Origin of the sequence: Streptomyces sp. SLBN-8D4 (assembly GCF_049739545.1) — a bacterium.
GTDB classification, from domain to species: domain Bacteria; phylum Actinomycetota; class Actinomycetes; order Streptomycetales; family Streptomycetaceae; genus Streptomyces; species Streptomyces canus_C.
Genome location: NZ_JBMGQC010000001.1, coordinates 9,185,811 through 9,210,272, shown reverse-complemented (window position 1 = coordinate 9,210,272; position 24,462 = coordinate 9,185,811). Strand labels below are relative to the sequence as shown.

Here is a 24,462-nt window from a genome sequence, read left to right as displayed (position 1 = left end):
AACACCCCCGGCGAGCGCATCCACCGACGGACCCCGCCACGCACCTCCAGGTGACTCAGGCCGCCAACTGCGGATACAGCGCTCCCAGGTCCGCGGCGAGGCCGGCCTTCACCTGGCGGGTCAGGTCGTCGGCGAGTACCTCGAAGGCGCCGGACTCGATGCCGTCGAGGGCCTGAGCTGCCACGCTCTCCGGCGTGACCTTCGGGGCGTCGATCTTCGCGGTCATCTCCGTGTCGACGTACCCGACATGCAGTCCGGTGACCTCGATGCCTCGCGGCCTCAGGTCCAGGCGCAGGGAGTTGGTCTGCGACCACAGCGCGGCCTTGGAGGCACTGTAGGAGCCGGCGACGCCGAGCCACGACAGCACCGAGTGGACGTTGAGGATGTGGCCGCCGCCGTTGCGTTCGATGACCGGCACGAAGGCGCGGGTCACGAGCAGCGGGCCGTAGAAGTTGGTCTCGAACTCGCGGCGGACGTCCTCGACGGGGGCGTCCAGGAAGCTCGCGTTCACGGACGCGCCGGCGTTGTTGATCAGCAGGGTGACGTCCTGGGCCTGTTCGGCGGCGGCCGCGACGGAGGCGGGGTCGCTCACCTCCAGGGCGAGCGGCACCGCGTCGGGGTGGGTGACGGTCCTCGGGTCGCGGGCGGTGGCGTACACCTTCTTCGCCCCACGCTCGTACAGGGCGGTCACCAGCGCCCGACCGATGCCGCGGCTGCCGCCGGTGACCAGGGCGACGGAACCTTCGATGGTGGTCATGAAAAGTCTCCAGGAACGTCGAGAAACCGATTGGTTTACCTACGCCCCACAGAGTAAACCGATCGGTTTCCGATGGCAAGGCGGGACCTCTTCCCTACGCTCCGAAGCGACGGAGGGGGACCCATGAAGGCAGTTGTCCAGGACCGGTACGGCTCGGCGGACACACTGGAGTTGAGGGAGGTCGAGCAGCCCGTGCCGGCCGCCGACGAGGTGCTCGTGCGCGTGCACGCGGCTTCGGTCAACGCCTACGACTGGCACTACCTGCACGGCGACCCGAAGATCGCCCGGCTGTCGTTCGGACTGCGCGCGCCGAAGGTGCGGATCCGGGGCCGGGACTTCGCGGGCCGCGTCGAGGCGGTCGGCGCCGAGGTCAGGGGACTGCATCCGGGAGACGAGGTGTACGGCGAGGCGGACGGGACCTTCGCCGAGTTCGTGTGCGCCAAGGACAGCGAGACGGACCTCAAGCCCGCCGGCCTCTCCTTCGAACAGGCGGCCGCGATGCCGCTGGCCGCGAACACCGCGCTCATCGGACTGCGGGACGTGGCCGGAGTCCGGGCCGGGCAGTCCGTCCTGGTGAACGGCGCCTCGGGCGGTGTGGGGACCTTCGCGGTGCAGCTCGCGAAGGCGTACGGCGCCGAGGTGACCGGCGTGTGCGGCGCGCGCAACGTCGAACTCGTCGCGTCCCTCGGGGCGGACCAGATCGTCGACTACACCCGGGAGGACTTCACCCGCGCCGGACGCCGCTACGACGTCGTCCTGGATCTGGTGGGCAATCGTTCACTGCGCGATCTGCGGCGTGCCACGGCCGCGGCCGGAACGGTCGTCCTGTCCGGCGGTGGTGTGTACGAGGGCGGCAGTGTGCTGGGCCCGGTGCGGCTCATCCTCCGGGGCCTGCTCCTCTCCCCCTTCGTCCGGCAACGGGTGCTCCAACTCCCGGCGCGGCCACGCAAGGAGAATCTCGGGGCTCTGCGGGAACTCGCCGAGGCAGGGAAGATCGCCCCGACCGTCGAGCGGACGTACCCGCTCAGCGAGGCGGCCGAGGCCATCCGGCATCTGGAGGTGGAACACGCGCGCGCGAAGATCGTCGTCACGGTGTGAGCGGTGAGTGCGGTGCGAGCGGGGACGTCACGGCGTGGGAGACGACGGTCCGGGACCGGTGTGTCTCACTCGCCCTTGGCGTAGTCCTTCGCCATGCCGCCCGCGAAGTCGTAGACCACGCACTGCTCGTCGCCGACGACCCAGGCGTCGTGCCCGGGTGACACCACGAAGATGTCGCCGGGGCCCACTTCGCCCTCGCCGCCCTCGTCCATGACGATGTGCATGCGGCCCGAGACCACATAGCCGTTGTGGTGGACCTCGCAGCTGCTGGTGCCCGCGATGGGTGCCACGGACTCGGACCAGCGCCAGCCCGGTTCGAAGGTGCCCACGGCGAAGTCCAGTCCGCTCATGTGGACCGCTTCGAGGTGGCCCCGCGGGAAATCACGGCGCTCGTCCGGCTTGTCGAGCGTCTTCACCTCAAACATGACGGCTCTCCTTTCCGGCCGTGTTGCGGTACGGCCGGGGCCGGTCTCCGTCTCCCGCCCGTTCTGGGCAGCACCGGCGGGGGCCGGGCCCCATCACCCCATCGTCCGCCCGTCCAGCCGGGCCCGCCATTCGGGTGATGGCCGGTCGTGTCAGTCCCCGCCCGCGCAGAGCCGCACGAAGCGGTCCGCGTCGACATTGCCCCCGGAGACGATCACCCCGACCCGGTCCGGCAGGCCGCTCACCCGGCCGCCGAGCAGGGCGGCCAGCGGGCTCGCGCCGCTCGGCTCGACGACGATCTTCAGCCGCTCGAAGGCGAACCGCATGGCCGCGCGGATCTCGTCGTCGGAGGTCAGCGCGATCTCGTCGACCAGTCGCCGGTTCACCGAGAAGGTCAGCTCGCCTGGCGTGTGCAGGGCCTGTCCGTCGGCGATGGTCTTCGGCACCGGGATGCTGATGCGCCGCCCCGCCTCCAGGGACCGCTTGGTGTCGTCGCCGGCCTCCGGTTCCACGCCGATCATGCGGATGCCCGGGCGCAGGCCCTTGGCGGCGGTCGCGCTGCCCGCCATGAGGCCGCCCCCTCCGACGGGCGTGAGCAGCGCACCCAACTCACCTGTCTCCTCCAGGAGTTCGAGGGCCGCCGTGCCCTGTCCCGCCATCACGTGCGGATGTTCGTACGGCGGGATGAGCGCCAGGCCCCGCTCGGCGGCCAGGGCCTCCGCGATGGCCTCGCGGTCACCGGTGTAGCGGTCGTACGTGACGATCTCGGCGCCGTACCCCTCGGTGGCCGCCCGCTTGGAAGCCGGGGCGTCCTCGGGCATGACGATCACCGCGCTGGTGCCGAGCTCGCGGGCGGCCAGGGCGACGGCCTGGGCGTGATTCCCGGAGGAGTAGGCGGCGATGCCCCGGGCCAGTTGCGCCGGGGTCAGCCGGGAGGCCGCGTTGTAGGCACCGCGGAACTTGAAGGCGCCGACCCGCTGGAAGTTCTCGCACTTGAGGAAGACCTCGGCGCCGACCAGGGCGTCGAGGGTCCGCGAGCGCAGCACCGGCGTGCGGTGCGCGACGCCCTTGAGCCGGGCGGCCGCCTCCCGGACGTCGTCCAGGGTGACCGGCGGGGTGGTGGTCGTCACGAGGGCCCTCCAGTGTTCGCCTGTTTTCGGGACTGGGACAGATAGCTGTACGCGGAGGCGCGGGAGATCCCGAGCCGTCCGGCCACCTGCTCGATCGCCCGCCGGACCTCGAACACGCCCCGTTCGTCCAGGCTGCGGAACAGGTCCAGGCGCCCGGCGCGGTCGAGCAGCGCCCACGACTGGTGCCGGTGCGCGTCGAGCATGACGTCGACGACGGAGTCGATGTCGTCGCCGAAGGTGGTGACGGGCGGTTCCGCGGGGGCGGTGCCGATCCCGGCGAGGGCGCCCAGCAGGGCATGGACCTCGCTCGCCGCGGTGACGTCGACATTGACGCACAAGGCGCCGAAGACCGCGCCCGAGGAGTCCCGCAGCAGCATCGTCGACGACTTGAGGAGCTTGCCGGTGTCGGTCCGCGTGACGTAGTTCAGCTCGTCGGCCGCCTCGTCGCCGCGGGCGAGCATCCGCAGGCCGATCTCGCTCATCGCCCCGCCCACCGTGCGCCCGGTCACCGAGCCGGCGAGGGCCACCACCGAGTTCTCCGGTCTGCGGTAGTCGTGCAGCACCACCTCGCACACCGGTCCGAAGGTGGCCGCGATCCCGTCGACGACCGATGTGAGCGCGGCGATGATCGCGTCCCGCTCGGCCTCCATCACGGCCTCCCCTCCACCAGTCCCTCTAGACTAGCAATCCAGCCACTGGACCACTAGTCCAATCGAACCACCCTTTCCGTCTTTGTCCACAGATCTTGACGGCCCGCATGTTACCGGTAACATCACTTCTCATGTCCTCGACTCTGGCTGCACCGGTCCTCCCCCGGCGCCCGACGGGCCGGTGCCGTGGTCGCCGCCTCGATGGTCGGCGGTGTGGCGGCCGGACCGGCGCTGGGCAAGGCCGTCGAGTGGTCCGGGATCCGGGCCGTCCCCCTCCTTCTGAGCGCTGTCTCGGCACTGTGCCGTGGCTCTCCGGCTCATCCGCAGCACCCGAAACTCACTGAAGTCCCGCTGACTCGAAGGGATGCCCCGCATGCCCGCTCTGACGACGTCCTCCCACGGCTTCCTCCTGCACGGTGAGCCGTTCCGGATCATCTCCGGAGCCATGCACTACTTCCGTATCCATCCCGACCAGTGGACCGACCGGCTGCACAAGGCCCGGCTGATGGGCCTCAACACCATCGAGACGTATCTGCCGTGGAACCTCCACGAGCCCGAGCCGGGCGAGCTCGTCCTGGACGGCTTCCTCGATCTGCCCCGCTGGCTGCGCCTGGCCCAGGACGAGGGCCTGCACGTCCTGCTGCGCCCGGGCCCGTTCATCTGCGCCGAGTGGGACGACGGCGGCCTGCCCGCCTGGCTGCTCGCGGACCCCGACATCCGGCTGCGCAGCAGCGACCCGCGGTTCACGGCGGCGTTCGACGGCTACCTCGACCGACTCCTGCCCGCACTGCGGCCGTTCATGGCCGCGCACGGCGGCCCGGTGATCGCCGTGCAGGTGGAGAACGAGTACGGGGCGTACGGCGACGACACCGCCTATCTCAAGCACGTCCACCAGGCGCTGCGCGACCGCGGTGTCGAGGAGCTGCTGTACACCTGCGACCAGGCGGGCGCCGAGCACCTTGCGGCCGGCACCCTCCCGGGCACGCTCGCCACGGTCACCTTCGGCAGCCGCGTCGAGGAGAACCTGGCCGCCCTGCGCGCCCACCAGCCCGAAGGTCCGCTGATGTGCTCGGAGTTCTGGGTCGGGTGGTTCGACCACTGGGGCGGTCCGCACCACGTACGGTCCGCCGCCGACGCCGCGGCCGACCTGGACCGCCTGCTGTCGGCCGGTGCCTCGGTCAACATCTACATGTTCCACGGCGGCACCAACTTCGGCTTCACCAACGGCGCCAACCACAAGCACGCCTACGAGCCCACCGTCACGTCCTACGACTACGACGCCCCGCTCACCGAGAGCGGCGATCCCGGCCCGAAGTACCACGCCTTCCGCGAGGTGATCGCCCGCCACACGGCCACGCCCGACGAGCCGGCGCCCGCGCCCGCGCCCAAGCTCCCGGTCACCGACGTCGACCTGGATCACCGGGCGCCGTTGCTGCCGTACGTCCGCGGGCTGCCGTCGACGCACACCGACACCCCGGTGACGATGAACGCACTGGGCGTGCACACCGGTTACGTGCTCTACCGCACCACGCTGCCCGGCTCGGGCGACGGTCTGCTGCGCTTCCCGGGCGGCGTCGGCGACCGCGCCCAGGTCTTCGTGGACGGCGCCTCCGTGGGCGTACTGGAGCGTGAGCGGCACGACGAGACGCTGTCCGTTCGGGTCCCGCACGCCGGTGCCGTCCTCGAGGTCCTGGTGGAGAACATGGGCGGCGTCAACTACGGCCCGCGCATCGGGGCGCCCAAGGGGCTGCTCGGCCCGGTGTCCTTCCAGGGCACCGAGCTGCGCGGCTGGGAGTGCCGTCCCGTGCCGCTGGACGACCTGACCGCCGTGCCGTTCGGCCCGTCCGAGGCGGCCACGGACGCGGTACCCGCCTTCCACCGGGGCACCTTCGAGGTGGACAGCCCGGCGGACACCTTCCTCTCCCTGCCCGGCTGGACCAAGGGCCAGGCCTGGGTCAACGGCTTCCACCTCGGCCGCTACTGGAACCGCGGCCCCCAGCACACGCTGTACGTCCCCGCCCCCGTCCTGCGCCCCGGCGCCAACGAACTGGTCCTCCTTGAGCTGCACGCCACCACCGGTACGCGCGCCCAGCTCACCGACACGCCCGACCTCGGACCGGAGACCGACTGATGGCCCACCCGCACCACCTGCGCCTCCCCTCCCCCGCCGGGCCTCCGCTGACCGGGCACCTGCCCTTCGCGGACGCCCCCGGGGTGCCCGATCCGATCGCGGTCACCAGCCGCTGGCTCACCCGCGGCGGCCGTCCCTGGTTCCCGGTGTCCGGCGAGTTCCACTACTCCCGCTACCCCGCCGGGGAGTGGGAGGAGGAGCTGCTGAAGATGAAGGCGGGCGGGGTCACGGCCGTCGCCGCCTACATCATCTGGATCCACCACGAGGAGGTCGAGGGCCGCGTCCGCTTCGACGGCGACCGCGACCTGCGCCGCTTCGCCGAGCTGTGCGCCCGGCACGGCCTGGACTTCATCCCCCGTGTCGGTCCCTGGTCGCACGCGGAGGTCCGGAACGGCGGCCTGCCCGACTGGGTACTGGCCCGCGGCTGGGTGCCCCGCACCGACGACCCGCTGTACCTGGCCGCCGTACGTCCCTGGTTCGCGGCGATCGCCGAGCAGTTGGACGGCCTGGACCGGGCCCACGGCGGTCCGATCGTGGCGATCCAGATCGAGAACGAGCTCTACGACCAGCCCGGTCACCTGCTGACGCTGAAGCGGATGGCTCAGAAGGCCGGCCTGAGCGCGCCCCTGTGGACCTCGACCGCCTGGGGTGGTGTCCAACTCCCGCCGGACGAGCTCCTTCCGCTGTACGGCGGCTACACCGAGGCCTTCTGGACCGAGGCCGACGGCGGCTGGCCCGACACCTGCCGAAAGCACTTCTTCTTCACCCATCAGCGCGACGACGAGGGCATCGGATCCGACCTGCGCCCGGTGCGGGTGCGCGGCAGCGAGCCCGACGCGTTCGCGGACCGATTCCCTTGGGCCACCTGCGAGTTGGGCGGCGGCATGGCGGTGTCGTACCACCGGCGCCCGTACGTCGATCCCGACGACATCGGGGCGCTCGGCCTCACCAAGATCGGCTGCGGCTCGGTGTGGCAGGGCTATTACATGTTCCACGGCGGCACCAACCCGGCGGGTGAGCTCAGCACCCTCCAGGAGTCGCACGCCACCGGCTATCCCAACGACCTGCCCGTCCTGACGTACGACTTCCAGGCACCGCTCGGCGAGTACGGTCAGTACCGGCGGACCTACCACGAACTCCGGCTCCAGCAGCTGCTGTTGGCGGACTTCGGGCATCTGATCGCCCCCATGGAGTCCGTGCTGCCCGAGCGGCGGCCGGACGGGCAGTTCGACCGGGAAACCCTGCGCTGGGCGGTGCGCGGTGACGGCACCTCGGGCTTCCTGTTCGTCAACAACCACCAGCCGCACGAGCAGCTGCCGGAACACCCCGAGACGTCGTTCATGGTCGAATTCGCTTCTGGTGGCGGTGAGTTGACTCTGCCCAGCACTCCCGTCACGGTCCCGAGCGGCGCGTACTTCTGCTGGCCGCTGCGTCTCGACGTGGCCGGCCTGCGGCTGGAGTGGGCCACCGCCCAGCCGGTGTGCACGGTCGACGTAGACGGCCGTACGGTCCTGGTGCTGGCCGCGACGGACGGCATCGCGCCCGAACTCGTGCTCGACGCGGCCACGGTGTCGGTCGTGCGCACGCCCACCGGCGATGTCGTCCCGGTCGGCGACCGGCTGCTGGTGACGGGGCTGCGTCCCGGCACCGACGCCCTCGTGGAGGTGGACACCGCCGAGGGCGGAGGGGTCGGCCTGCTGGTGCTGGACGCGGCGACGGCCCGTACCGTCTACCGGGGCGAGGCGTGGGGTGCCGAGCGCCTGGTGCTGAGCGGGGACGGTGTGGTCTTCGACCGGGACGAGGTACGGCTGCACGGGTCGGGGAGGGCGACGTCGTTCGCCGTGCTGCCCGCGCCCGAGCGGGCGCCCCTGGTGGACGGGGTGCGGGCGGAGGCGGTCACGGACGGGGTGTTCACCCGTTACGCGGTCCCGGCGGCGCGGGCCGTCGAGAGCTCCGCGCCCGAGGTCACCCTCGTGGGGGCCGCCGGACCCGCCCCCGAGGCGGTCACCGGCGTCCAGGGCCGGGCGAGCGTACCGGCCGACAAGTGGTTCGACACCGTGGCCGCCGAGTACCACGTCGAGGTGCCGGACGGGCTGCCGCCCGGGACGCTGCTGCGGCTGCACTGGAGCGGGGACGTGGGGCGGGCGTACGTCGGGGGCACGCTGGTCGCCGACCAGTTCTGCGCGGGGCGGGTCTGGGACATCGGCCTGGACCGGCTTCCCTCGGACGCGCTGCGCGCCGAAGGCCTGCGGCTGCGGGTGCTGCCGCTGCACCCGCAGGCGCCGGTTCATCTGCCCGAGCAGGAGCACGGTGCGCGCGGGACGGCCGCCGTCACGCACGCCGAGTGGATCACCCGGCACACCTGGTCGGTTCCGGCGGTCTGACCAGCCGTGGAGCCCCGTCCATCTGCCGGATCCCCCGTCCCGGCCCGCCTATGCTGTGCTCCCCGGGCGGGCCGGGACCGCCGTACCACCGCCACCACCACGTCGAGGACACCGCCACCATGAGCCCAAGCCCCGCCGAAGGAGCCGTGCCGAAGGGGCGCAGCCGGCGCAACTTCGCCGGTTCGCGTCCGGTGATGGACGACGTGGCCCGGCTGGCGGGTGTCTCCAAGCAGACCGTCTCCCGGGTGCTGAACGAGCATCCGTCCGTGCGCCCCGAGACCCGCGAGGCGGTCCTGACGGCCATGCGGACCCTCGGCTACCGGCCCAGCCGCAGCGCCCGGTCGCTGGCCAGCGGGCGGACCCGGATGCTCGGGGTGATCAGCTTCGACGCGGCGCGCTACGGGCCGGCCGCGATCCTCACCGCCATCAACACCGCGGCCCAGGAGGCCGGTTATCTGCTGAGCTCCATCTCCCTGGACTCGGCCGAGCACGGCACGGTCGTCGAGGCCGTCGACCGGCTCTCCGCCGAGGGCGCCGACGGGGTGATCGCCATCGCCCCGCAGCTGTGGGTGGGCCGCGCCCTGGCGGACACCCGCCTGGACACCCCGCTGGTGGTGCTGGAGAACGGCTTCGACGCGGAGACCGAGCGGGTCACCGGTGACTCACGCGAGGGCGCTCGCAAGGCCACCGAGCATCTGCTGGGGCTCGGCCACCGGACCGTCTGGCACATCGCGGGCCCGAGCGGCTGGACCTCCGCCGACCAGCGTCTGGCGAGCTGGCGCGCCACGCTGGAGGCGGCCGTAGCGCCTGTCCCCGAGCCGCTGTTCGGCGACTGGAGCGCCGACTCCGGCTACCACCTGGGGCGCCGGCTGGCCCGGCGCGCGGACGTCACCGCGGTGTTCGTGTCCAACGACCAGATGGCCCTCGGCGTCCTGCACGCCTTCCACGAGGCGGGCCGTTCCGTGCCGGGCGAGATCAGTGTGGTGGGCTACGACGACATCCCCGAGGCCCGGCATCTGCTGCCGCCGCTGACGACCGTGCGCACGGACTTCGCGGAGATCGGCACCCGGTCCCTGCGGCTCCTGCTGAGCCGGATCGACGACTCGGCACAGCCGCCGCCTCCCGACTCCCTCGTCCCCGTCGATCTCGTGATCCGTGCGAGCAGCGGAGCGGCGCCGGGGCGCTGAGGCGGTGCCGACCCGGTCCCGGAAACCTCACGAGTCCGTGGACGCCCGGACGATCATGTCGATGGCCAGGGTGCGGGTGGTGCCGCGCGGTGCCTCGCCGGAGAGCAGGTCGCAGAGCAACCGAACGCACTCCGCACCCATGTGACGGGGTCTCAGGTCGATCGAGGTGATCGGTGGTTCCGCGGTCCGCATCGCCAGGCTGTCCACGCAGGACGCCAGCAGCAGGTCCTCGCCCACGACCCGGCCCGCCGACCCGATCTCGGGCAGGACGGCCACCGCGGCCCCGTCGGCCGCGCACACGATCGCGTCGGTCTCCGGCGGCCCGGCGAGCAACTCCCCCACTACGGCCCGCAGCACGTCCGGCGAGGAGCCGAACGGCGCCTTGCGCAGCAGCCGTTGGACGCCGTGCTCGGCGCACCAGCGCGCGTAGGCGTGCTGGAGGGTGAGGGCCCAGTCGGCGGTGGAGTCGGAGGCGATGAGCGCGGGCCGGCGGGCGCCCCTCGCGCGCAGGTGGTCGAGGAGTTCCCTCAGGGAGGTTTCGTGGTCGGACCAGATCACGCCGGTGGGCCGGCTGTCGCCGCCGTAGCGCTCGGCCGTGACGACCGGGAGCCCCGCGGTCATCAGCTGGTCCACGACCGGGTTGTCCGGCATCGGGTCGCACAGGATCAGTCCGTCGGCCTGCGGGAGGCGTCCGGATGACACCAGGGTCACGTTCAGCCCGGCTCGCGCGGCCTGTTCGGCGACGCCGAACACGAACGACATGTAGTACTCGGCGCTGGTGAGGAACTCCGGGATGTGCAGCGCGATGGTGTCCGTCACGGAGGTGCGCAGGCTGCGGGCGCTGCGGTTGGGCGTGTATCCGAGGCGCCGGGCGGTGTCCAGGACGGCCCGGCGGGTCGCGTCGGACACCCGGCCGTGGCCGCGCAGCGCGTCCGACGCGGTGGTCTTGGAGACGCCCGCCCCACGGGCGACGTCGGCGAGGGTGGCGGACGCACCGGGTCCGGTCGGCGTGCGGGGGTTCGTGGCCGGCACCCGCCTCACCAGCCGTGGGTCAGCACGTCGTCCAGGGCGGCGGCGAACACGTCGGCGCTCCGCCGGGTCAGGCACAGCGGTGGCTTGATCTTCAGTACGCACTGTCGGTCCGAGGTCGGCTGGACGATCACGCCGAGCTCGCGCAACCGGTCGCAGATCGCGGCGGTCTCCTCGGTGGCGGGCTCCAGGGTCTCGCGGTCCCGGACGAACTCGACGCCCAGATACAGTCCGGAGCCGTGCACCGCGCCGATCAGCGGGTGCCGGGCGGCGAGTTCCTCCAGCCGCCGCTTCAAGTACCCGCCCGTCTCCAGCGCGTTGTCCTGGAGCCGCTCGTCCCGCAGCACGTCCAGCACGGTCAGCCCGACCACACTGCTGACCGGGCTGCCCCCGGCCGAGGAGAAGAAGTAGCCCTGGCTGCGGTAGGCGTCGGCGATCTCGCGCCGGGTGATCACCGCGCCCAGCGGATGCCCGTTGCCCATCGCCTTGGCGACGGTGACGACGTCCGGCACCACGCCCTGCTGCTCGAAGCCCCAGAAGTGGGTGCCGAGTCGGCCGTAGCCGACCTGCACCTCGTCCGCGATGCACAGACCGCCGACGGCGCGGGTGGCCTCGTAGACCTCTCGGAGGTAACCGTCCGGGAGGGGAAGGCCGCCCGCGTTGCCGTAGAAGGGCTCGCAGATGAAGGCGGCGGGCCGGTGGCCCTGTGCGGCGAGTTCGGTGATCCGCGCGGCGGCCTCGGGACCGTAGCGCCGTGCCTCGGCACCGCGGTGGCGGCCCCGGTAGGAGTTGGGGGCGGCCACGGTATGAATCCAACTCGGGCGTGAGGAAAGGGCGTTCGGGTTGTCCGCGATCGAGGTGGAGACCGCGTCGCTCGCGTACGTCCATCCGTGGTACGCCTCCTCGACCGCGACCGTGTCCTGCCGTCCCGTCGCCGCCCAGGCCAGGCGCAGGGCGAGGTCCACGGCCTCGGAGCCGCTGTTGACGAGGAAGACGGTGTCCAGTTCCGCGGGCAGGAGTGCGGTGAGCCGCTCGGAGAGTTCCACCACCGAGCCGTAGTGGAAGCGGGAGTTGGTGTTGAGGCGCCGCCACTGCCGGTGCACGGCGTCGCTCAGCCCGGGATGGCCGTGGCCGAGAATGGTCACGTTGTTGAGCATGTCGAGACAGCCGCGGCCCTGGGTGTCGACGAGGTGGTGGCGCCAGCCGCGTTCGATGCGGGGCGGCTCGTCGTAGTAGTGCTCCTGCACGGCGGCGAAGGCGCGGGCGCGGCGGCCGAGAAGGTCCTCGTCCGCGGCGGGCTCCCCCAGGTCCCGCCCGGTGATCAGTGCCGTCGGGTCCGGGCTCACCGCCAGCCAGCCGGCAGCCAGGTCCGGGGTGGCGAACCGAGGGGGGCGCCGGTCGGCCAGCGTCGACAGCTGGAGGCCGAGGGTGTGCCTGCCGTCCCGTTCGGCGACTGTGCCGAGGGGCTGCCCTGCGGCGACCGGACCGGATGCGGCCGGGCTGTCGACGCCGTACAGCCGCAGGACGGGGCCCTCGCCGCGCAGGTCGAGCGTGCCGTCGGCGTGCCGGGCGAGCGTGCCCGCCCAGGGCGCGCGCACCTCCAGCGGGGCCGCGAGATGCAGGTCCACTCCGAGGGCGCAGGTCGCCGGGAGATCCGTGGTGTCGAGCGTGGTCCGGGTGAGGCGGAACTCGCCGTGCCGGGTGCGTGCCGCCGCCAGGCCGGACGCCTGGGCCGTCTCGGCGTCGGCCTCGAGCCACCGGCCCGTGTGCAGGTCGTCGCTCTGCGCGGAGAGGTCGAGCGCCGGGATGTCGTCGGGCAGCTCCGGCAGCATGCGGTGGGCGGGGACGACGGCGACCTGGGGCAGGGGGCGGCCGAGTGTCTCCCGCAACTGGGCCGTCATCACCTCCGCCGGGACGGAGGCGGCCGACTCGAACATGGTCCACTCCCGGTCCAGGGCGGCGGACGCGTAGCCGTTGTCCGGGTCCTGGAGGACGTCGTACTGCCCGCTGACCACCATGACGGCCGCCCGCAGCACGACGAGCGGCCACAGCGCGGCCGCCTCGCTGTCGGAGAGCGGGCGTACGGCGTCGAAGGCGCGGACGGCGGGCAGGACGGAGGAGGGGCCTGCGCCGTGGTGGTGCAGGACGGAGGTGCAGGTGACGGCCAGTTCCGCCACGGTCCAGCCGGTGCCGAGGTCCCCGAAGTCGATCACGCCGACGGGCATCCGCCGGCCGTCCTTCGCCGGCTCGCAGACGACGTTGTTGTCGGTGATGTCGCCGTGGACGAACTGGACCGGCAGGTCCTTCGCGTGCGACTCCACGAGGGCGTGCGCGGCGCGGGCGGCGCTCAGCACCTGGTCGGCGCGGGCCCGGTCGGGCCAGTGCGGGGCGAGGGCCTCGACCACGTCGAGGGCGTTGCGCAGGTCCCAGGGCCGGAAGCGGTCGGGGCCGGGGGCGGTGAAGTCGGCGAGGGCCGCGGCGATCTGCCCGGCGAGGGCGCCGAGGCGGGCGACGACGGCGGGGGCGAGGTAGCGGCTGTCCATGATCGGCTCACCCGGCACGAAGTGCAGCAGCCGGCAGGCGAGTTCGGCCCCGTCCAGGGGGAATGGCTGCACCACGTCACCGTCGCTGCCGGGGATCGCCCGGGGCAGCCGGAGGTCGGGCAGCGCATCCGCCAGGTGCTCCACCGCGTCGCACTGGGCCCTCAGCTCGGCCGTCCCGGTGGCCGGGTTGGCGACTTTGAGGACGTACTCCCCCGCCTCGCCGCCCACCCGGTAGTTGCGGTCCTGCTGGCTGCCCAGGTCCCGCACGGTGCCCCGCACGCCGAACCGGGCCGCCAGCACGGCCGACGCGGTGGCTTCGTCGATCGGTGCGACGGGTCGCACCAGCCAGTCCGTGGACGACAGGCCCATGGGTCCGCTCCGCTCCGCATCCGCGGCGAGGCGCCGCCGCTCCATTGCCGGAACGTTCCGGCACTTCTTGGGACGACGGTAGGGGGAAGCGTGTTCCCTGGTCAACGGTCTGACGGGTGAGTCGGTCCGGCCGGTTGGGTGCTCTCCCGTCTCACCCGTCACGATTCACCAGGATTACCCCTGGGGATGTGGGTTACCCGCACGATGGGTCCCTGGGGAGCCGCGGCGGCGGTCCACGGTGGCTTGTCCCGTGTGTGCCCGCGGTGTGGGGCTGCCGGCACACAGCGGCGTCGGCCCGCTCAGAAGGTTCGAGCGGGCCGACGCGCTCCTTCGCGAACGAACCCCCTGTCGTGCGGCGGCCGATCCGCCCGTCCCTCCCTCCACGCGGCGGGCCGTCGCGTCCCCGGCGGCTATGGCCAGTGGCGCAGGAACAGCGCCGGGGCACGACGCGCCAGCCAGGCACCGCCCAGGCCGATGACGGCACCGGCGGCGACATCGCTGGGATAGTGCGCGCCCGACTGCACCCGTTCGACGGCGACCATGGTGGCCGGCAGCGCGCACAACGCGCCCGCTGCGGGCCAGGTGGGGGCGACGGCCGCGGTGAAGGCGACCGCGGCCGCCGTGTGCCCGGAGGGGAACGAGGAGGAGTCGGGGCGGTCGGCGACCTCGTCGTGCGGGATCCACTCCGCCGGTGGCCTGGGACGGCCGGCCAGTTGCTTGCACAGGCCGTTCGACACCAGCTGGGCGACGGCCAGGGCCGCCAGTCCGGCGGCCGCCGCCCTGCGGCCCCGCCACCCGCCCTTCCACGCCATCACGGCGGCGGCACCGCACCACAGCTTGGTGCTCTCCGCAGACTCCTCCGCCGCCGACAACACCTTGGCCACGCCCGGCGGGATCCGGGATGCCGCCCGCCGGGTCAGAGCCCCGTCGATCTCACGCAAGTCCGTCAGCAACCTCATGACCTGCGGTTGTCCCGAGCTCCCCGAGATAAGCCGTCCGGATCCCAACTCGTCACTCGCCCGACGCTGTCCCTGAGTCGTCCAGCCTGCGAAGGTCCTGCTCGTCCCACGTCCTGGTGTCGCGCGGCTCCGTGTAGGGCTCCTTGTCGGGCGGCAGCCCTCCGGCGATGGCCCGCTGCCGGACGGTCTCGGCGTCGAACTCCAGGCCCAGGAGGATCGCCAGGTTGCTGATCCACAGCCACACCAGGAAGACGATGACGCCGGCCATGGTGCCGTAGGTCTTGTTGTACGAGGCGAAGTTGGCGACGTAGAACGCGAATCCGGCGGACGCGGCCAGCCAGATGACCAGGGCGAGGAAGCTGCCCGGTGTGACCCACCTGAACCCCTTCACCCGGGCGTTCGGGGTGGCCCAGTACAGGAGCGCGATCATGACCGTGACCAGGACCACCAGGACGGGCCACTTGGCGATCGACCACACCGTCAGGGCGGTGTCGCCGACCCCGAGCGCGCTGCCCGCCTTGTGGGCGAGGGTGCCGGTGAAGACGACGATCAGGGCGCTGACGACAGCGAGCACCATCAGGACGACCGTGAGACCGACCCGCACCGGAAGGATCTTCCAGATGGGGCGGCCCTCCGGCATGTCGTAGACCCGGTTGGCCGAGCGGATGAACGCGGCCACGTACCCGGATGCCGACCACACCGCCAGGACGAGGCCGACGATCGCCATGACCGACCCGACGCCGGCCTTGTTCTGGAGCTGTTCGACGGCGTTGGTGATGATGTCGCGGGCGGAGCCCGGGGTGAACTGCTTGAGGTTCTTCAGCACCGTGTCCGTGGCGGACTTGCCGGTCAGGCCGAGCATCGACACCAGGACCAGGATGGCCGGGAAGAGCGACAGCAGACCGTAGTAGGTCAGCGCCGCGGCCCGGTCGGTCAGTTCGTCGTCCTTGAACTCCCGCAGGCTGCCCCGCAGTACAGCCCCCCACGCCGTCTTCGGCAGTTGCGACGGCGTGTCCGGGGCACGCTCCTCAACGGCGGCCCCGGGGCCCACCTCCTCCGACGACGGGACCTCCCGCTCGGGAGCCTCGTCGCCGCCGTCGTGGTCTTTCCGTCCAGGAAGATGCAGCTTCATGCGCGTCGAGTACCCCCGGACCCCCGCCCAATCAGGACACCGGTGGGGAGTCGCGCGAGCGTCCCGACGGTGCTCCGGGACGGCACCGCGGAGTGCGACGGGCCCGGCTTCAGCAACTCAGGTCCGGGCGAGCTCCGTAGATCATGAAGCGCCACGCGGAACTGTCACGCCGCGTCGAGACGTCGCTCATGCCGCCGTTCGGCAGAACCGCGCCCGGTGCGGGACGGGGCGCCGCCACGGATCAGCCGGAGGTGACGTCCTCTCGCGTGACGCGGCGCCGACGACCTGGCCGACAATCGGTCCTCGATACGGTCCATGGCGTACAGCAGCACCCCTAAGGCGGGCAGCAGCGACACAGCGACGGCGATCACAACGCGGGTTCCCTCCCGGCGACAACATGCACCCGGGTGCCCGCCCACGGCCGCTCAAGGCCCCCCGAACCGGAAACTTCTCGCGCCCCAGCGCCCCAGCGCCCCCGGTCGGCGGTGAGACGGGGCGGTCCACGGGATCCCTCACGTTCAACCACCTTCCCTCAAACCTTACTTCATCTCTTGACGTAAGTGGTCCAGACCTTTAGGTTCACGGGTCAGCCAGACACCTCGCGACACCCTCACCCCCCATGAAGGGCTCTGCGCATGCACACCCTCGCGCACCTCCGCAGATCCGGCGCCGCCACCCTCGTCACCGTGGCCGCCGCGTCCGCACTGACCTCTCTGTCCACGCCGGCCGAGGCCGCCGCCACCGCACTGCCCACCGGCTTTTCGACTGTCATGAACGCGGCAAGCGGTCGGTGTCTGGACGCCAGGTCGGCCGGCACCGCCAACGGCACCGTCGTCCAGCAGTACGCGTGCAACGGCAGCACGGCCCAGCAGTGGAGTTTCACCGCCACGAGCGACGGCTACGTCCGCATCGACAACCGCAACAACACCAGCCAGGTCGCGGACGTGGCCGACGTCTCCACCGCCGACAACGCGCCCGTGCACCTGTGGGCCTACGGCGGCGGCGCCAACCAGCAGTGGCTGCCCGTCCACGACGGCGGCGGCGCCTACCACTTCGTCAACCGCAACAGCGGCAAGTGCCTGGACGACCCGGGCGCCTCGACCGCCGACAGCGTGCAGTTCGTGCAGTACACCTGCAACGGCAGCGCGGCCCAGCGCTTCCAGGTGGTCCCCGTGACCCAGTCCGCCGGCAACCCCGACCTCGGCCCCAACGTGGTCGTCTTCGATCCGTCGATGCCGTCCTCGACGATCCAGTCGAGGCTGAACTCGATCTTCCAGCAGCAGGAGACCAACCAGTTCGGCTCCCAGCGCTACGCCGTCCTGTTCAAGCCGGGCTCCTACACCGCGGACGCCAACGTCGGCTTCTACACCCAGGTCGCGGGGCTGGGCCTGACCCCGGACGCGGTCACCGTCAACGGTGCGGTGCACGCCGAGGCCGACTGGTTCCAGGGGAACGCGACCCAGAACTTCTGGCGCGGGGCGGAGAACCTGTCCGTCAACCCCACCGGCGGCAGCGACCGTTGGGCGGTCTCCCAAGCGGCGGCCTACCGCCGGATGCACCTGCGCGGCAACCTCGCCCTGGACGACAACGGCTGGTCCAGCGGCGGACTGCTCGCCGACACGAAGGTCGACGGTCAGGTCAACTCCGGCAGCCAGCAGCAGTGGTTGACCCGCAACTCCCAGCTCGGCAGCTGGACCGGCTCGAACTGGAACATGGTCTTCGTCGGCAGTCAGGGCGTCCCCGGCACCACCTTCCCCAACCCGCCCCACACCACCGTCGCGCAGTCCCCGGTCAGCCGCGAGAAGCCCTTCCTGTACGTCGACGCCGACGGCGCCTACAAGGTGTTCGTACCGTCGGTGCGGACCAACTCCACGGGCACCAGCTGGGCCAGCGGCTCCCCGCCCGGCAGCTCCCTGTCCCTGGACACCTTCTACGTCGTCAAGCCGGGCGCGAGCGCCGCGGACCTCAACACGGCGCTGGCGGCGGGCAAGAACCTCCTGGTCACCCCGGGTGTGTACCACCTGAACCAGACGCTCCAGGTGACCCGCCCCGACACCGTCGTCCTCGGCCTGGGACTCGCCACGTTCGTGCCGGACAACGGCGTCACCACGATGAAGGTGGCCGACGTCGACGGCGTGAAGGTCGCCGGCGTCCTCTTCGACGCGGGCACCACCAACTCGCCCACCCTGATGGAGGTGGGGCCGGCCGGCTCCTCCGCCTCCCACGCCGCCAACCCGGCCTCCCTGCACGACGTGTACTTCCGCGTCGGCGGCGCGGGCGTCGGCAAGGCGACCACCAGCCTCGTGATCAACAGCGACAACGTCATCGGCGACCACATGTGGATCTGGCGCGCCGACCACGGCAGCGGTGTCGGCTGGACCACCAACACCGCGGACACGGGCCTGATCGTCAACGGCGACAACGTGACGGCGTACGGGCTGTTCGTCGAGCACTACCAGAAGTACCAGACCGTCTGGAACGGCAACGGCGGCCGCACGTACTTCTACCAGAACGAGATGCCCTACGACCCGCCCAACCAGGCGGCCTGGACGAACGGTTCCACCCAGGGCTACGCCGCCTACAAGGTCGCCGACTCCGTCACCAGTCACCAGGCCTACGGCCTCGGCAGCTACTGCTACTTCAACGTGAACCCGGGCGTGGTCGCGGAACGGGCCATCGAGGCGCCGAACACGTCCGGTGTGCGCTTCCAGAGCATGGTGACCGTCTCCCTCGGCGGCACCGGCACCATCCGGCACGTCGTCAACGGCACCGGTGGCCCGTCCAACTCCTCGACCAACGTGGCGAATCTGACCAGCTATCCGTAAGGCTCCGCCCTTCGGCCGCCCCTCTCCTCACCGAGGGGGGCGGCCTCCCCCACCCCCCTCAAGGAGCGTGCCCGCCCATGCCCTCATCCCTCCGCAGAGGCCGCCTCGCGGTCTTCGCCGTCCTCACCGCCGTGCTCACCGCGCTGCTCACGGTGACACCCGCGCACGCCGCCTCCGGCACGATCACCGGGCTCGCCGGAAAGTGCGTCGACGTGGCGGGAGCGTCCACCGCCAACGGCACGGCCGTTCAGCTCTACGACTGCAACGGCACCGGCGCCCAGATCTGGTCCAACCCCGGTGACGGGACCCTGCGGGCGCTCGGCAAGTGTCTGGACATCGCCGACCGCAGTACCGCCGACGGGGCGGCCGTACAACTCTGGGACTGCTCCGGCGGCGCCAACCAGCAGTGGGTGGTCTCCGGCGCGCGCGACATCGTCAACCCGGCCGCGAACAAATGCCTGGACGTCCGGGACAACAACAGCGCCAACGGCACCCGGCTCCAGCTCTGGACCTGCTCCGGTACGGCCAACCAGAAGTGGAACGCGCCCGCGAGCGGCGGCGGGAGCACCCCGTCCGGATTCGTCGTCACCGAGGCGCAGTTCAACCAGATGTTCCCGAACCGGAACTCCTTCTACACCTACGGCGGTCTGGTCGCGGCGCTGAGCGCGTACCCCGGCTTCGCCACGACCGGCAGCGACACGGTGAGGAAGCAGGAGGCCGCGGCCTTCCTCGCCAACGTGAACCACGAGACCGGGGGGTTGGTGTACGTCGTCGAGCAGAACACCGCCAACTACCCGACCTACTGCGACTGGAACCAGCCGTACGGCTGCCCGGCGGGGCAGGCGGCGTACTACGGTCGCGGCCCGATCCAGCTGTCCTGGAACTTCAACTACAAGGCCGCGGGCGACGCGTTGGGGATCGACCTGCTCAACAACCCCTGGCTGGTGCAGAACGACTCCGCGGTGGCCTGGAAGACCGGTCTCTGGTACTGGAACACCCAGTCCGGGCCCGGCACCATGACCCCGCACAACGCCATGGTCAACCAGGCCGGCTTCGGACAGACGATCCGCTCCATCAACGGTTCCCTGGAGTGCGACGGGCGCAACCCGGCCCAGGTGCAGAGCCGGGTGGACGCCTACAACCGCTTCACGTCGATCCTCGGGGTCACCCCCGGCGGCAACCTCTACTGCTGAACAGGGGCACGACATGCGCACGTTGAGATCCCTGACCACGGCTCTGGGCGCCGCCCTGGCGCTCGTCGTGGCGATCCCCGCGACCGCCCACGCGAACGTCCTGACCCTGCTCCCGCAGAACGCCGACGGCCTGGAGCAGACCTTCTCCCCCGCCTACGACTACGACCGCGACGGCTGCTACGCCACCGCCGCGATCGGTGCCGACGGCACGATCAACCCCGGGCTGAAGCTCGGCGGAGACGTCAACGGCAAGTGCCACGACTACGCCCAACTCGCCAACGCCAACACCTACTCGCGGGCGAAGTGCGACAACGGCTGGTGTGCCGTGATGTACGCCAGCTACTTCGAGAAGGACCAGGCGACCCTCGGCCCGGCGGCCATCGGGCACACCCACGACTGGGAGCACGTCGTGGTGTGGGTCTTCGACGACCAGGTCCAGTACGTGTCGGTGTCCCAGCACTCCGGGTACCAGGTGGCCGCCCGCTCGGCGGTGCGGTTCGACGGCACCCACCCGAAGATCGTCTACCACAAGGACGGCGTCTCCACGCACTGCTTCCGGTTCGCGAGCAGCAACGACGAACCGCCGGAGAACGCCACGGGCGGCTGGTTCTTCCCGCGGCTCGTCGGCTGGAACGGCTATCCCGCCGGGTACCGGGAGAAACTCATAGGGGCGAACTTCGGCTCCGCCACCCTGAAGATCGACGACGGTGACTTCCAGTACGCCCTGGACCACTCGAAACCGTCGGGGATCCCCTTCGACGCCTACGCCTGACTGCTCGCTCTCTCGCGACAGAGCAGGGTCGTACGGGCTTGGCCACCGCCGCGTGCGTCACGGTCGGCTTCGGGGCGGTCAGTAGCCGTTGCCGCCTCCCGACCCGCTTGACGAGGGGCTGGGCGCGGAGCTGGTGATCGCGGTGCCGCTCGGGCCGACCACGTACCAGGCGCCTCCGAAGGCCGTGCTGCCCTGGCCGGTGGTGTCGCCGGGCTTGGTGTCCTGGACGAAGCGGTAGAGGGGGTGGCCGTTGTAGGTGACCTGGGTGGTGTGGTCCTTCCGGGGGGTGGTGCCGACCATGGTGGAGTTCAGGCCGTGGACGCTGGGGTGTCCGGTGGTGGTGTCGGGTGGCCATGCCTGGGCGCAGCTGCCGTAGCACTGCGACGTGGTGCCGCTGTCGGCCTGGAACAGGTACAGGGTCCGGCCGGCTCCGTCGACGAGGATCCGACCGAGGGAGGAGCTGTGCGCCTGCAGCGAGCCGGATCCGCCGGTGGCGGGCGACGCGCTGCTGGACGGGGGTGCCGAGCTGGTGGGTGGCGACGACGAGCTGTTGGTGCCGGAGCTTCCGCAGCCGACAGCGAAGGCCGCGATGGCGGTCGCAGCCGCGGTGATGGTGGCAGCGCGGTTCATGACGGTTCTTCTTTCCGCTGGGGCATCCTGCCGCGACGTGTGCGGTAGGGCTGGTCCACGGGCCCGACGTGGGGCGGGTCTGCAGTTGGATACATGGTTCGATACGTCTGGTACGCGCTTTTGATTCACTTTTGCAGCTGCCGTTTTCGCCGTATTTGCGATATTCCATCGCCGGGCGGGGCGCCAGATGAATCCGGGGCACTCGATGCACGTATGTCACGTTGTAGACGCCTTGTGCATTCATGCGTCCGTTCGTTCGGTAAGGGGGGCGGAGGTGGGGTGACGGCGCGATGGCGTGTCGCGAGAGCCTGGCTCTCGGCGCCTACGTGCTGGGAGTGCTCGAGCCGGAGGAGTGCTCGGCCGTGGAGCGCCACGTGGACCGCTGCGCGGAGTGCCACGCCCAGCTGACGGAGCTGGCGCCGCTGGTCGGGCTGCTGCGGCAGGTGCCCTTCGAGGGGCCGGAGCAGAGGGCGCAGGCCGGTCCGGCACCGAAAGTCCCGGTCGCGGCGCCCGAGCCGGTCGGCACGGCTCAGGCCGTGTCCCGCTTCGTACGACGCACAAGGGCGCGCCGGCTCCTGATCGCCGGCGCACTCGCAGTCTCAGCGGCCGTCACAGGCGTCGGCGTCTATCTGGGGTCGCAGAACAGCCACCCGGCGGCGGTCCCCTCGGCGGTCACGGCCTCCGTCACCGACCCGACCACACACGTGACCGCGTCCGCCGTACTCACCCCGGCCGCGACGGGTACGGCGATCCGGCTCCGCCTGTCAGGACTGCCCCCTGCCCTCTGCCGACTGGTGGTGCACGCCCGCGACGGCCGCACCGAGACGGCGGCCACCTGGACGTCCGGCTACGCATCCGCGGTCAGCGTCCCGGGGTCGACCGCGCTCGGCGTGCGCGACATCGCCCGCATGGATGTCGTCACCAGCTCCGGCCGACTCCTCGCCGAGCTCCGGCCCCGAGATGGCGGACTGAAGGGCGCCCCCTGAATGTCACCGGATCCGGACCACGCGAACCGTGCGAGGCGTGGCGGGTACTCGCCCCGAGCGCCAGCTTGTGCGCGCTTCGTCTGCTCACCGCTGCCGCTGGGCCGCTCCTGACCCGCCGCCTGCGCACGCGTTCCCGCGGCGGTGGCCGTGGGGCAGTCCCGGCGCTCATCGACGCACGATCGACGTGATGTGCCGTCACGCGAGACGCGCGCCGCGCAGGAGCAGGAGGGCTACGTCGAAGGCGGCCAGACCGAGACAGGCGAGGAAGGGGGCGCGGCTCCGCCCGGCCGGCCACAGGGCGACGGTGAGCGAGAGCGCGCAGGTCGCGGCCAGTCCGGCTCGTCCGGTGATGCCGACGGGACCCGCCGGGCCCAGCACCAGCACGGCCGAGCCCGCGGCGAGCGCCGACGCCGCCAGCGCCCGCGCGCCGCGGAGGCCGCAGCGTTGGGGCAGGCCGCGGATGTTCACCGCGAGGTCGTCGTCGATGTCCGGCAGGACGTTCGCGGCGTGGGCGCCCACGCCCAGCAGTGCGGCACCGGCCGGCGCCCACCAGTGCGGCCATGGGGCGCCCGGCAGGGAGAGGGTGACGAACGCGGGCAGCAGCCCGAAGGCGACCGCATACGGCAGCCACGACCAGACGGTGCCCTTGACGCCGAGGTTGTAGCCCCAGGCCGCGGCCACACCGATCAGATGGACGCCGCCCGCCTGCCACCCGTTCGCGAGGGAGAGCGGCACACAGGCCATGAGGGCGCAGCCCGCTGCGATCGTCACCGCCCGCACCGAGGCCGCTCCGGTCGCCAGGGGTTTGTCGTGCCGCGTGGCGGCCACGTCCCGGTCGACGTCGATCAGGTCGTTGCTCCAGCCCACCGACAGCTGACCGGTGAGCACCGCCGCCGCGATCAGCACCGTACCCGCGCCGCCCCGCCCGGACGCGGCGGCCAGCGCGGAGACCACCGCGGTCACCGCGGCCGAGGGCGCGGGGTGGGCAGCCTTCAGGAGGCCGATCGCGCGGGCGGTTCCGCGGCGGTGAGGCCCCGCGGCGGCCGGGATCGGCGACGTCTCGACGCTGTGCACGCCCCGAATGCTAGGCGCGGGCGGCTTGCTCCCCCAGCTCCCACACTGGCGAAATGCCGTTGATATGCGCCTTGTGAGGATTTTTGTAGATCATCCCTATTCTTGCCGAATGACGCGTATCGCCGCTGTCCACGGAGTGCTGCCGGCCCACCACTACGACCAGCGTGAGATCACCGACGCGCTCGCGGCGATGTGCCCTCCCGGAGCCGGCGCCCCGGAGCGGGGCCGTGGTGTGCTGGACCGGCTGCACGCCGCGGCGTGTGTCCGCACCCGCCATCTCGCCCTGCCGCTGGAGCGGTACGGCCGCCTGGATGGTTTCGGTCAGGCCAACGACCTGTTCATCGAGGAGGGCCTGCGGCTGGGCGAGGAGGCACTGAGGACCGCCCTGGACCAGGCCGGACTCGCCCCGTACGAGGTGGACCTCGTCTTCGCCACCTCGGTCACCGGGATCGCGGCCCCGTCACTGGAGGCCCGGCTGGCCGGGCGCCTGGGGCTTCGCCCGGACGTCAAGCGTGTGCCGGTCTTCGGCCTGGGCTGCGCGGCCGGCGCCGCCGGGCTGGCCAGGGTCCACGACTATCTGCGGGGACACCCGGACCAGGTCGCGGTGCTGCTCTCGGTCGAGCTGTGCTCCCTCACCCTGCAGCGCGGTGACACCTCCGCGCAGAACATGGTGGCCGGTGCGCTCTTCGGTGACGGGGCCGCCGCGCTGGTCGCTGTCGGCCGGGGCCATCCCCGCGTCCAGGAGTACGCCGGACCTCAGGTGGTGGCCACCCGCAGCCGCCTGTACCCGGGCACCGAGGACGCCCTCGGCTGGGACATCGGCGACCGGGGTTTCACGATCGTGCTCGGCACCGAACTGCCGGAACTGGTCCGGCTCCACCTGGGCGAGGAGGTGCGGTCCTTCCTGGCCGCACACGACCTGAAGCCGGACGACATCACCGGCTGGGTATGTCATCCCGGCGGCCCCAAGGTGCTGGAGGCGCTCCAGGACACACTCGGCCTCGGGCCCGACGCGCTGGCACTGACCTGGCGTTCCCTCGCCGAGGTCGGCAACCTCTCCTCCGCCTCCGTGCTGCACATCCTGCGCGACACCCTGGCCCTGCGTCCGCCCCCGGCCGGCACCCCCGGCCTGCTGCTGGCGCTCGGGCCGGGCTTCAGTTCCGAACTCGTGCTCCTGCGCTGGTAGGTGA

The 24,462-nt window shown here is 71.7% G+C and carries 19 protein-coding genes; 9 read left to right on the top strand and 10 right to left on the bottom strand.

Features of this window, described 5'->3' with window-relative positions; genetic code table 11:
• Positions 1-55: 55 nt before the first annotated feature.
• On the bottom strand, positions 56-757 hold the full coding sequence (locus RKD20_RS41760; protein ID WP_424882275.1) for an SDR family oxidoreductase: 702 nt from the start codon (positions 755-757) through the stop codon (positions 56-58).
• A 123-nt stretch (positions 758-880) separates the two neighbouring features.
• Between RKD20_RS41760 and RKD20_RS41755 the strand changes: the two genes are divergently transcribed.
• On the top strand, positions 881-1,855 hold the full coding sequence (locus RKD20_RS41755) for an NAD(P)-dependent alcohol dehydrogenase (protein ID WP_424882274.1): 975 nt from the start codon (positions 881-883) through the stop codon (positions 1,853-1,855).
• Positions 1,856-1,920: 65 nt separating this feature from the next.
• Here the strand turns inward: RKD20_RS41755 and RKD20_RS41750 are convergent, their stop codons facing one another.
• The 3 genes from RKD20_RS41750 to RKD20_RS41740 all read right to left on the bottom strand — a co-directional run bounded on the left by RKD20_RS41750 (position 1,921) and on the right by RKD20_RS41740 (position 4,058).
• Positions 1,921-2,280, bottom strand: a complete 360-nt coding sequence (locus RKD20_RS41750) for a cupin domain-containing protein (protein WP_424882273.1) — start codon at positions 2,278-2,280, stop codon at positions 1,921-1,923.
• A gap of 150 nt (positions 2,281-2,430) precedes the next feature.
• Complete coding sequence (locus tag RKD20_RS41745) at positions 2,431-3,408, bottom strand: threo-3-hydroxy-L-aspartate ammonia-lyase (protein WP_424882272.1); 978 nt, start codon at positions 3,406-3,408, stop codon at positions 2,431-2,433.
• Complete coding sequence (locus RKD20_RS41740; RefSeq protein ID WP_424883443.1) at positions 3,405-4,058, bottom strand: helix-turn-helix transcriptional regulator; 654 nt, start codon at positions 4,056-4,058, stop codon at positions 3,405-3,407. Before RKD20_RS41740 ends, RKD20_RS41745 begins: the two co-directional genes overlap by 4 nt.
• 373 nt (positions 4,059-4,431) lie before the next feature.
• On the opposite strand from RKD20_RS41740, the gene RKD20_RS41735 reads away from it, so the two are divergent.
• From RKD20_RS41735 to RKD20_RS41725, 3 genes are all read left to right on the top strand, one after another.
• Positions 4,432-6,189, top strand: coding sequence for a beta-galactosidase (locus RKD20_RS41735; RefSeq protein ID WP_424882271.1), 1,758 nt, complete (start codon positions 4,432-4,434; stop codon positions 6,187-6,189).
• Positions 6,189-8,573: a beta-galactosidase gene (locus RKD20_RS41730; protein WP_424882270.1), complete on the top strand. Its 2,385-nt coding sequence runs from the start codon at positions 6,189-6,191 to the stop codon at positions 8,571-8,573. Before RKD20_RS41735 ends, RKD20_RS41730 begins: the two co-directional genes overlap by 1 nt.
• A 119-nt stretch (positions 8,574-8,692) precedes the next feature.
• Positions 8,693-9,760, top strand: a complete 1,068-nt coding sequence (locus RKD20_RS41725; RefSeq protein ID WP_424882269.1) for a LacI family DNA-binding transcriptional regulator — start codon at positions 8,693-8,695, stop codon at positions 9,758-9,760.
• A gap of 27 nt (positions 9,761-9,787) precedes the next feature.
• On the opposite strand, the gene RKD20_RS41720 is transcribed toward RKD20_RS41725, so the two are convergent.
• The 4 genes from RKD20_RS41720 to RKD20_RS41705 form a co-directional block, all read right to left on the bottom strand.
• On the bottom strand, positions 9,788-10,792 hold the full coding sequence (locus tag RKD20_RS41720) for a LacI family DNA-binding transcriptional regulator (RefSeq protein WP_424882268.1): 1,005 nt from the start codon (positions 10,790-10,792) through the stop codon (positions 9,788-9,790).
• Positions 10,793-10,797: 5 nt separating this feature from the next.
• Positions 10,798-13,701: an aminotransferase gene (locus RKD20_RS41715; protein WP_424882267.1), complete on the bottom strand. Its 2,904-nt coding sequence runs from the start codon at positions 13,699-13,701 to the stop codon at positions 10,798-10,800.
• A gap of 410 nt (positions 13,702-14,111) precedes the next feature.
• Entirely contained in the window at positions 14,112-14,660 is a 549-nt protein-coding gene (locus RKD20_RS41710) for a phosphatase PAP2 family protein (protein WP_424882266.1), read from the bottom strand.
• 52 nt (positions 14,661-14,712) lie between these two features.
• Positions 14,713-15,792, bottom strand: coding sequence for a YihY/virulence factor BrkB family protein (locus tag RKD20_RS41705; protein WP_424882265.1), 1,080 nt, complete (start codon positions 15,790-15,792; stop codon positions 14,713-14,715).
• 635 nt (positions 15,793-16,427) lie between these two features.
• Between RKD20_RS41705 and RKD20_RS41700 the strand changes: the two genes are divergently transcribed.
• The 3 genes from RKD20_RS41700 to RKD20_RS41690 all read left to right on the top strand — a co-directional run bounded on the left by RKD20_RS41700 (position 16,428) and on the right by RKD20_RS41690 (position 20,582).
• On the top strand, positions 16,428-18,617 hold the full coding sequence (locus tag RKD20_RS41700) for an RICIN domain-containing protein (protein ID WP_424882264.1): 2,190 nt from the start codon (positions 16,428-16,430) through the stop codon (positions 18,615-18,617).
• A gap of 77 nt (positions 18,618-18,694) precedes the next feature.
• The gene (locus tag RKD20_RS41695) at positions 18,695-19,810 is read left to right on the top strand and encodes a glycoside hydrolase family 19 protein (RefSeq protein WP_424882263.1); all 1,116 of its coding nucleotides are present in this window, start codon (positions 18,695-18,697) and stop codon (positions 19,808-19,810) included.
• A 13-nt stretch (positions 19,811-19,823) separates the two neighbouring features.
• The gene (locus RKD20_RS41690; RefSeq protein ID WP_424882262.1) at positions 19,824-20,582 is read left to right on the top strand and encodes an NPP1 family protein; all 759 of its coding nucleotides are present in this window, start codon (positions 19,824-19,826) and stop codon (positions 20,580-20,582) included.
• 78 nt (positions 20,583-20,660) lie between these two features.
• Here RKD20_RS41690 and RKD20_RS41685 read toward each other — a convergent pair whose 3' ends face one another.
• Positions 20,661-21,212: a hypothetical protein gene (locus RKD20_RS41685; RefSeq protein ID WP_424882261.1), complete on the bottom strand. Its 552-nt coding sequence runs from the start codon at positions 21,210-21,212 to the stop codon at positions 20,661-20,663.
• A gap of 290 nt (positions 21,213-21,502) precedes the next feature.
• On the opposite strand from RKD20_RS41685, the gene RKD20_RS41680 reads away from it, so the two are divergent.
• Positions 21,503-22,198: an anti-sigma factor family protein gene (locus RKD20_RS41680; RefSeq protein ID WP_424882260.1), complete on the top strand. Its 696-nt coding sequence runs from the start codon at positions 21,503-21,505 to the stop codon at positions 22,196-22,198.
• A gap of 195 nt (positions 22,199-22,393) precedes the next feature.
• On the opposite strand, the gene RKD20_RS41675 is transcribed toward RKD20_RS41680, so the two are convergent.
• Entirely contained in the window at positions 22,394-23,272 is an 879-nt protein-coding gene (locus tag RKD20_RS41675) for a UbiA family prenyltransferase (RefSeq protein ID WP_424882259.1), read from the bottom strand.
• Between the two features lie 109 nt (positions 23,273-23,381).
• Between RKD20_RS41675 and RKD20_RS41670 the strand changes: the two genes are divergently transcribed.
• A complete protein-coding gene (locus RKD20_RS41670; RefSeq protein ID WP_424882258.1) occupies positions 23,382-24,458 on the top strand; it encodes a type III polyketide synthase in 1,077 nt (358 codons plus the stop codon).
• Positions 24,459-24,462: the final 4 nt, after the last annotated feature.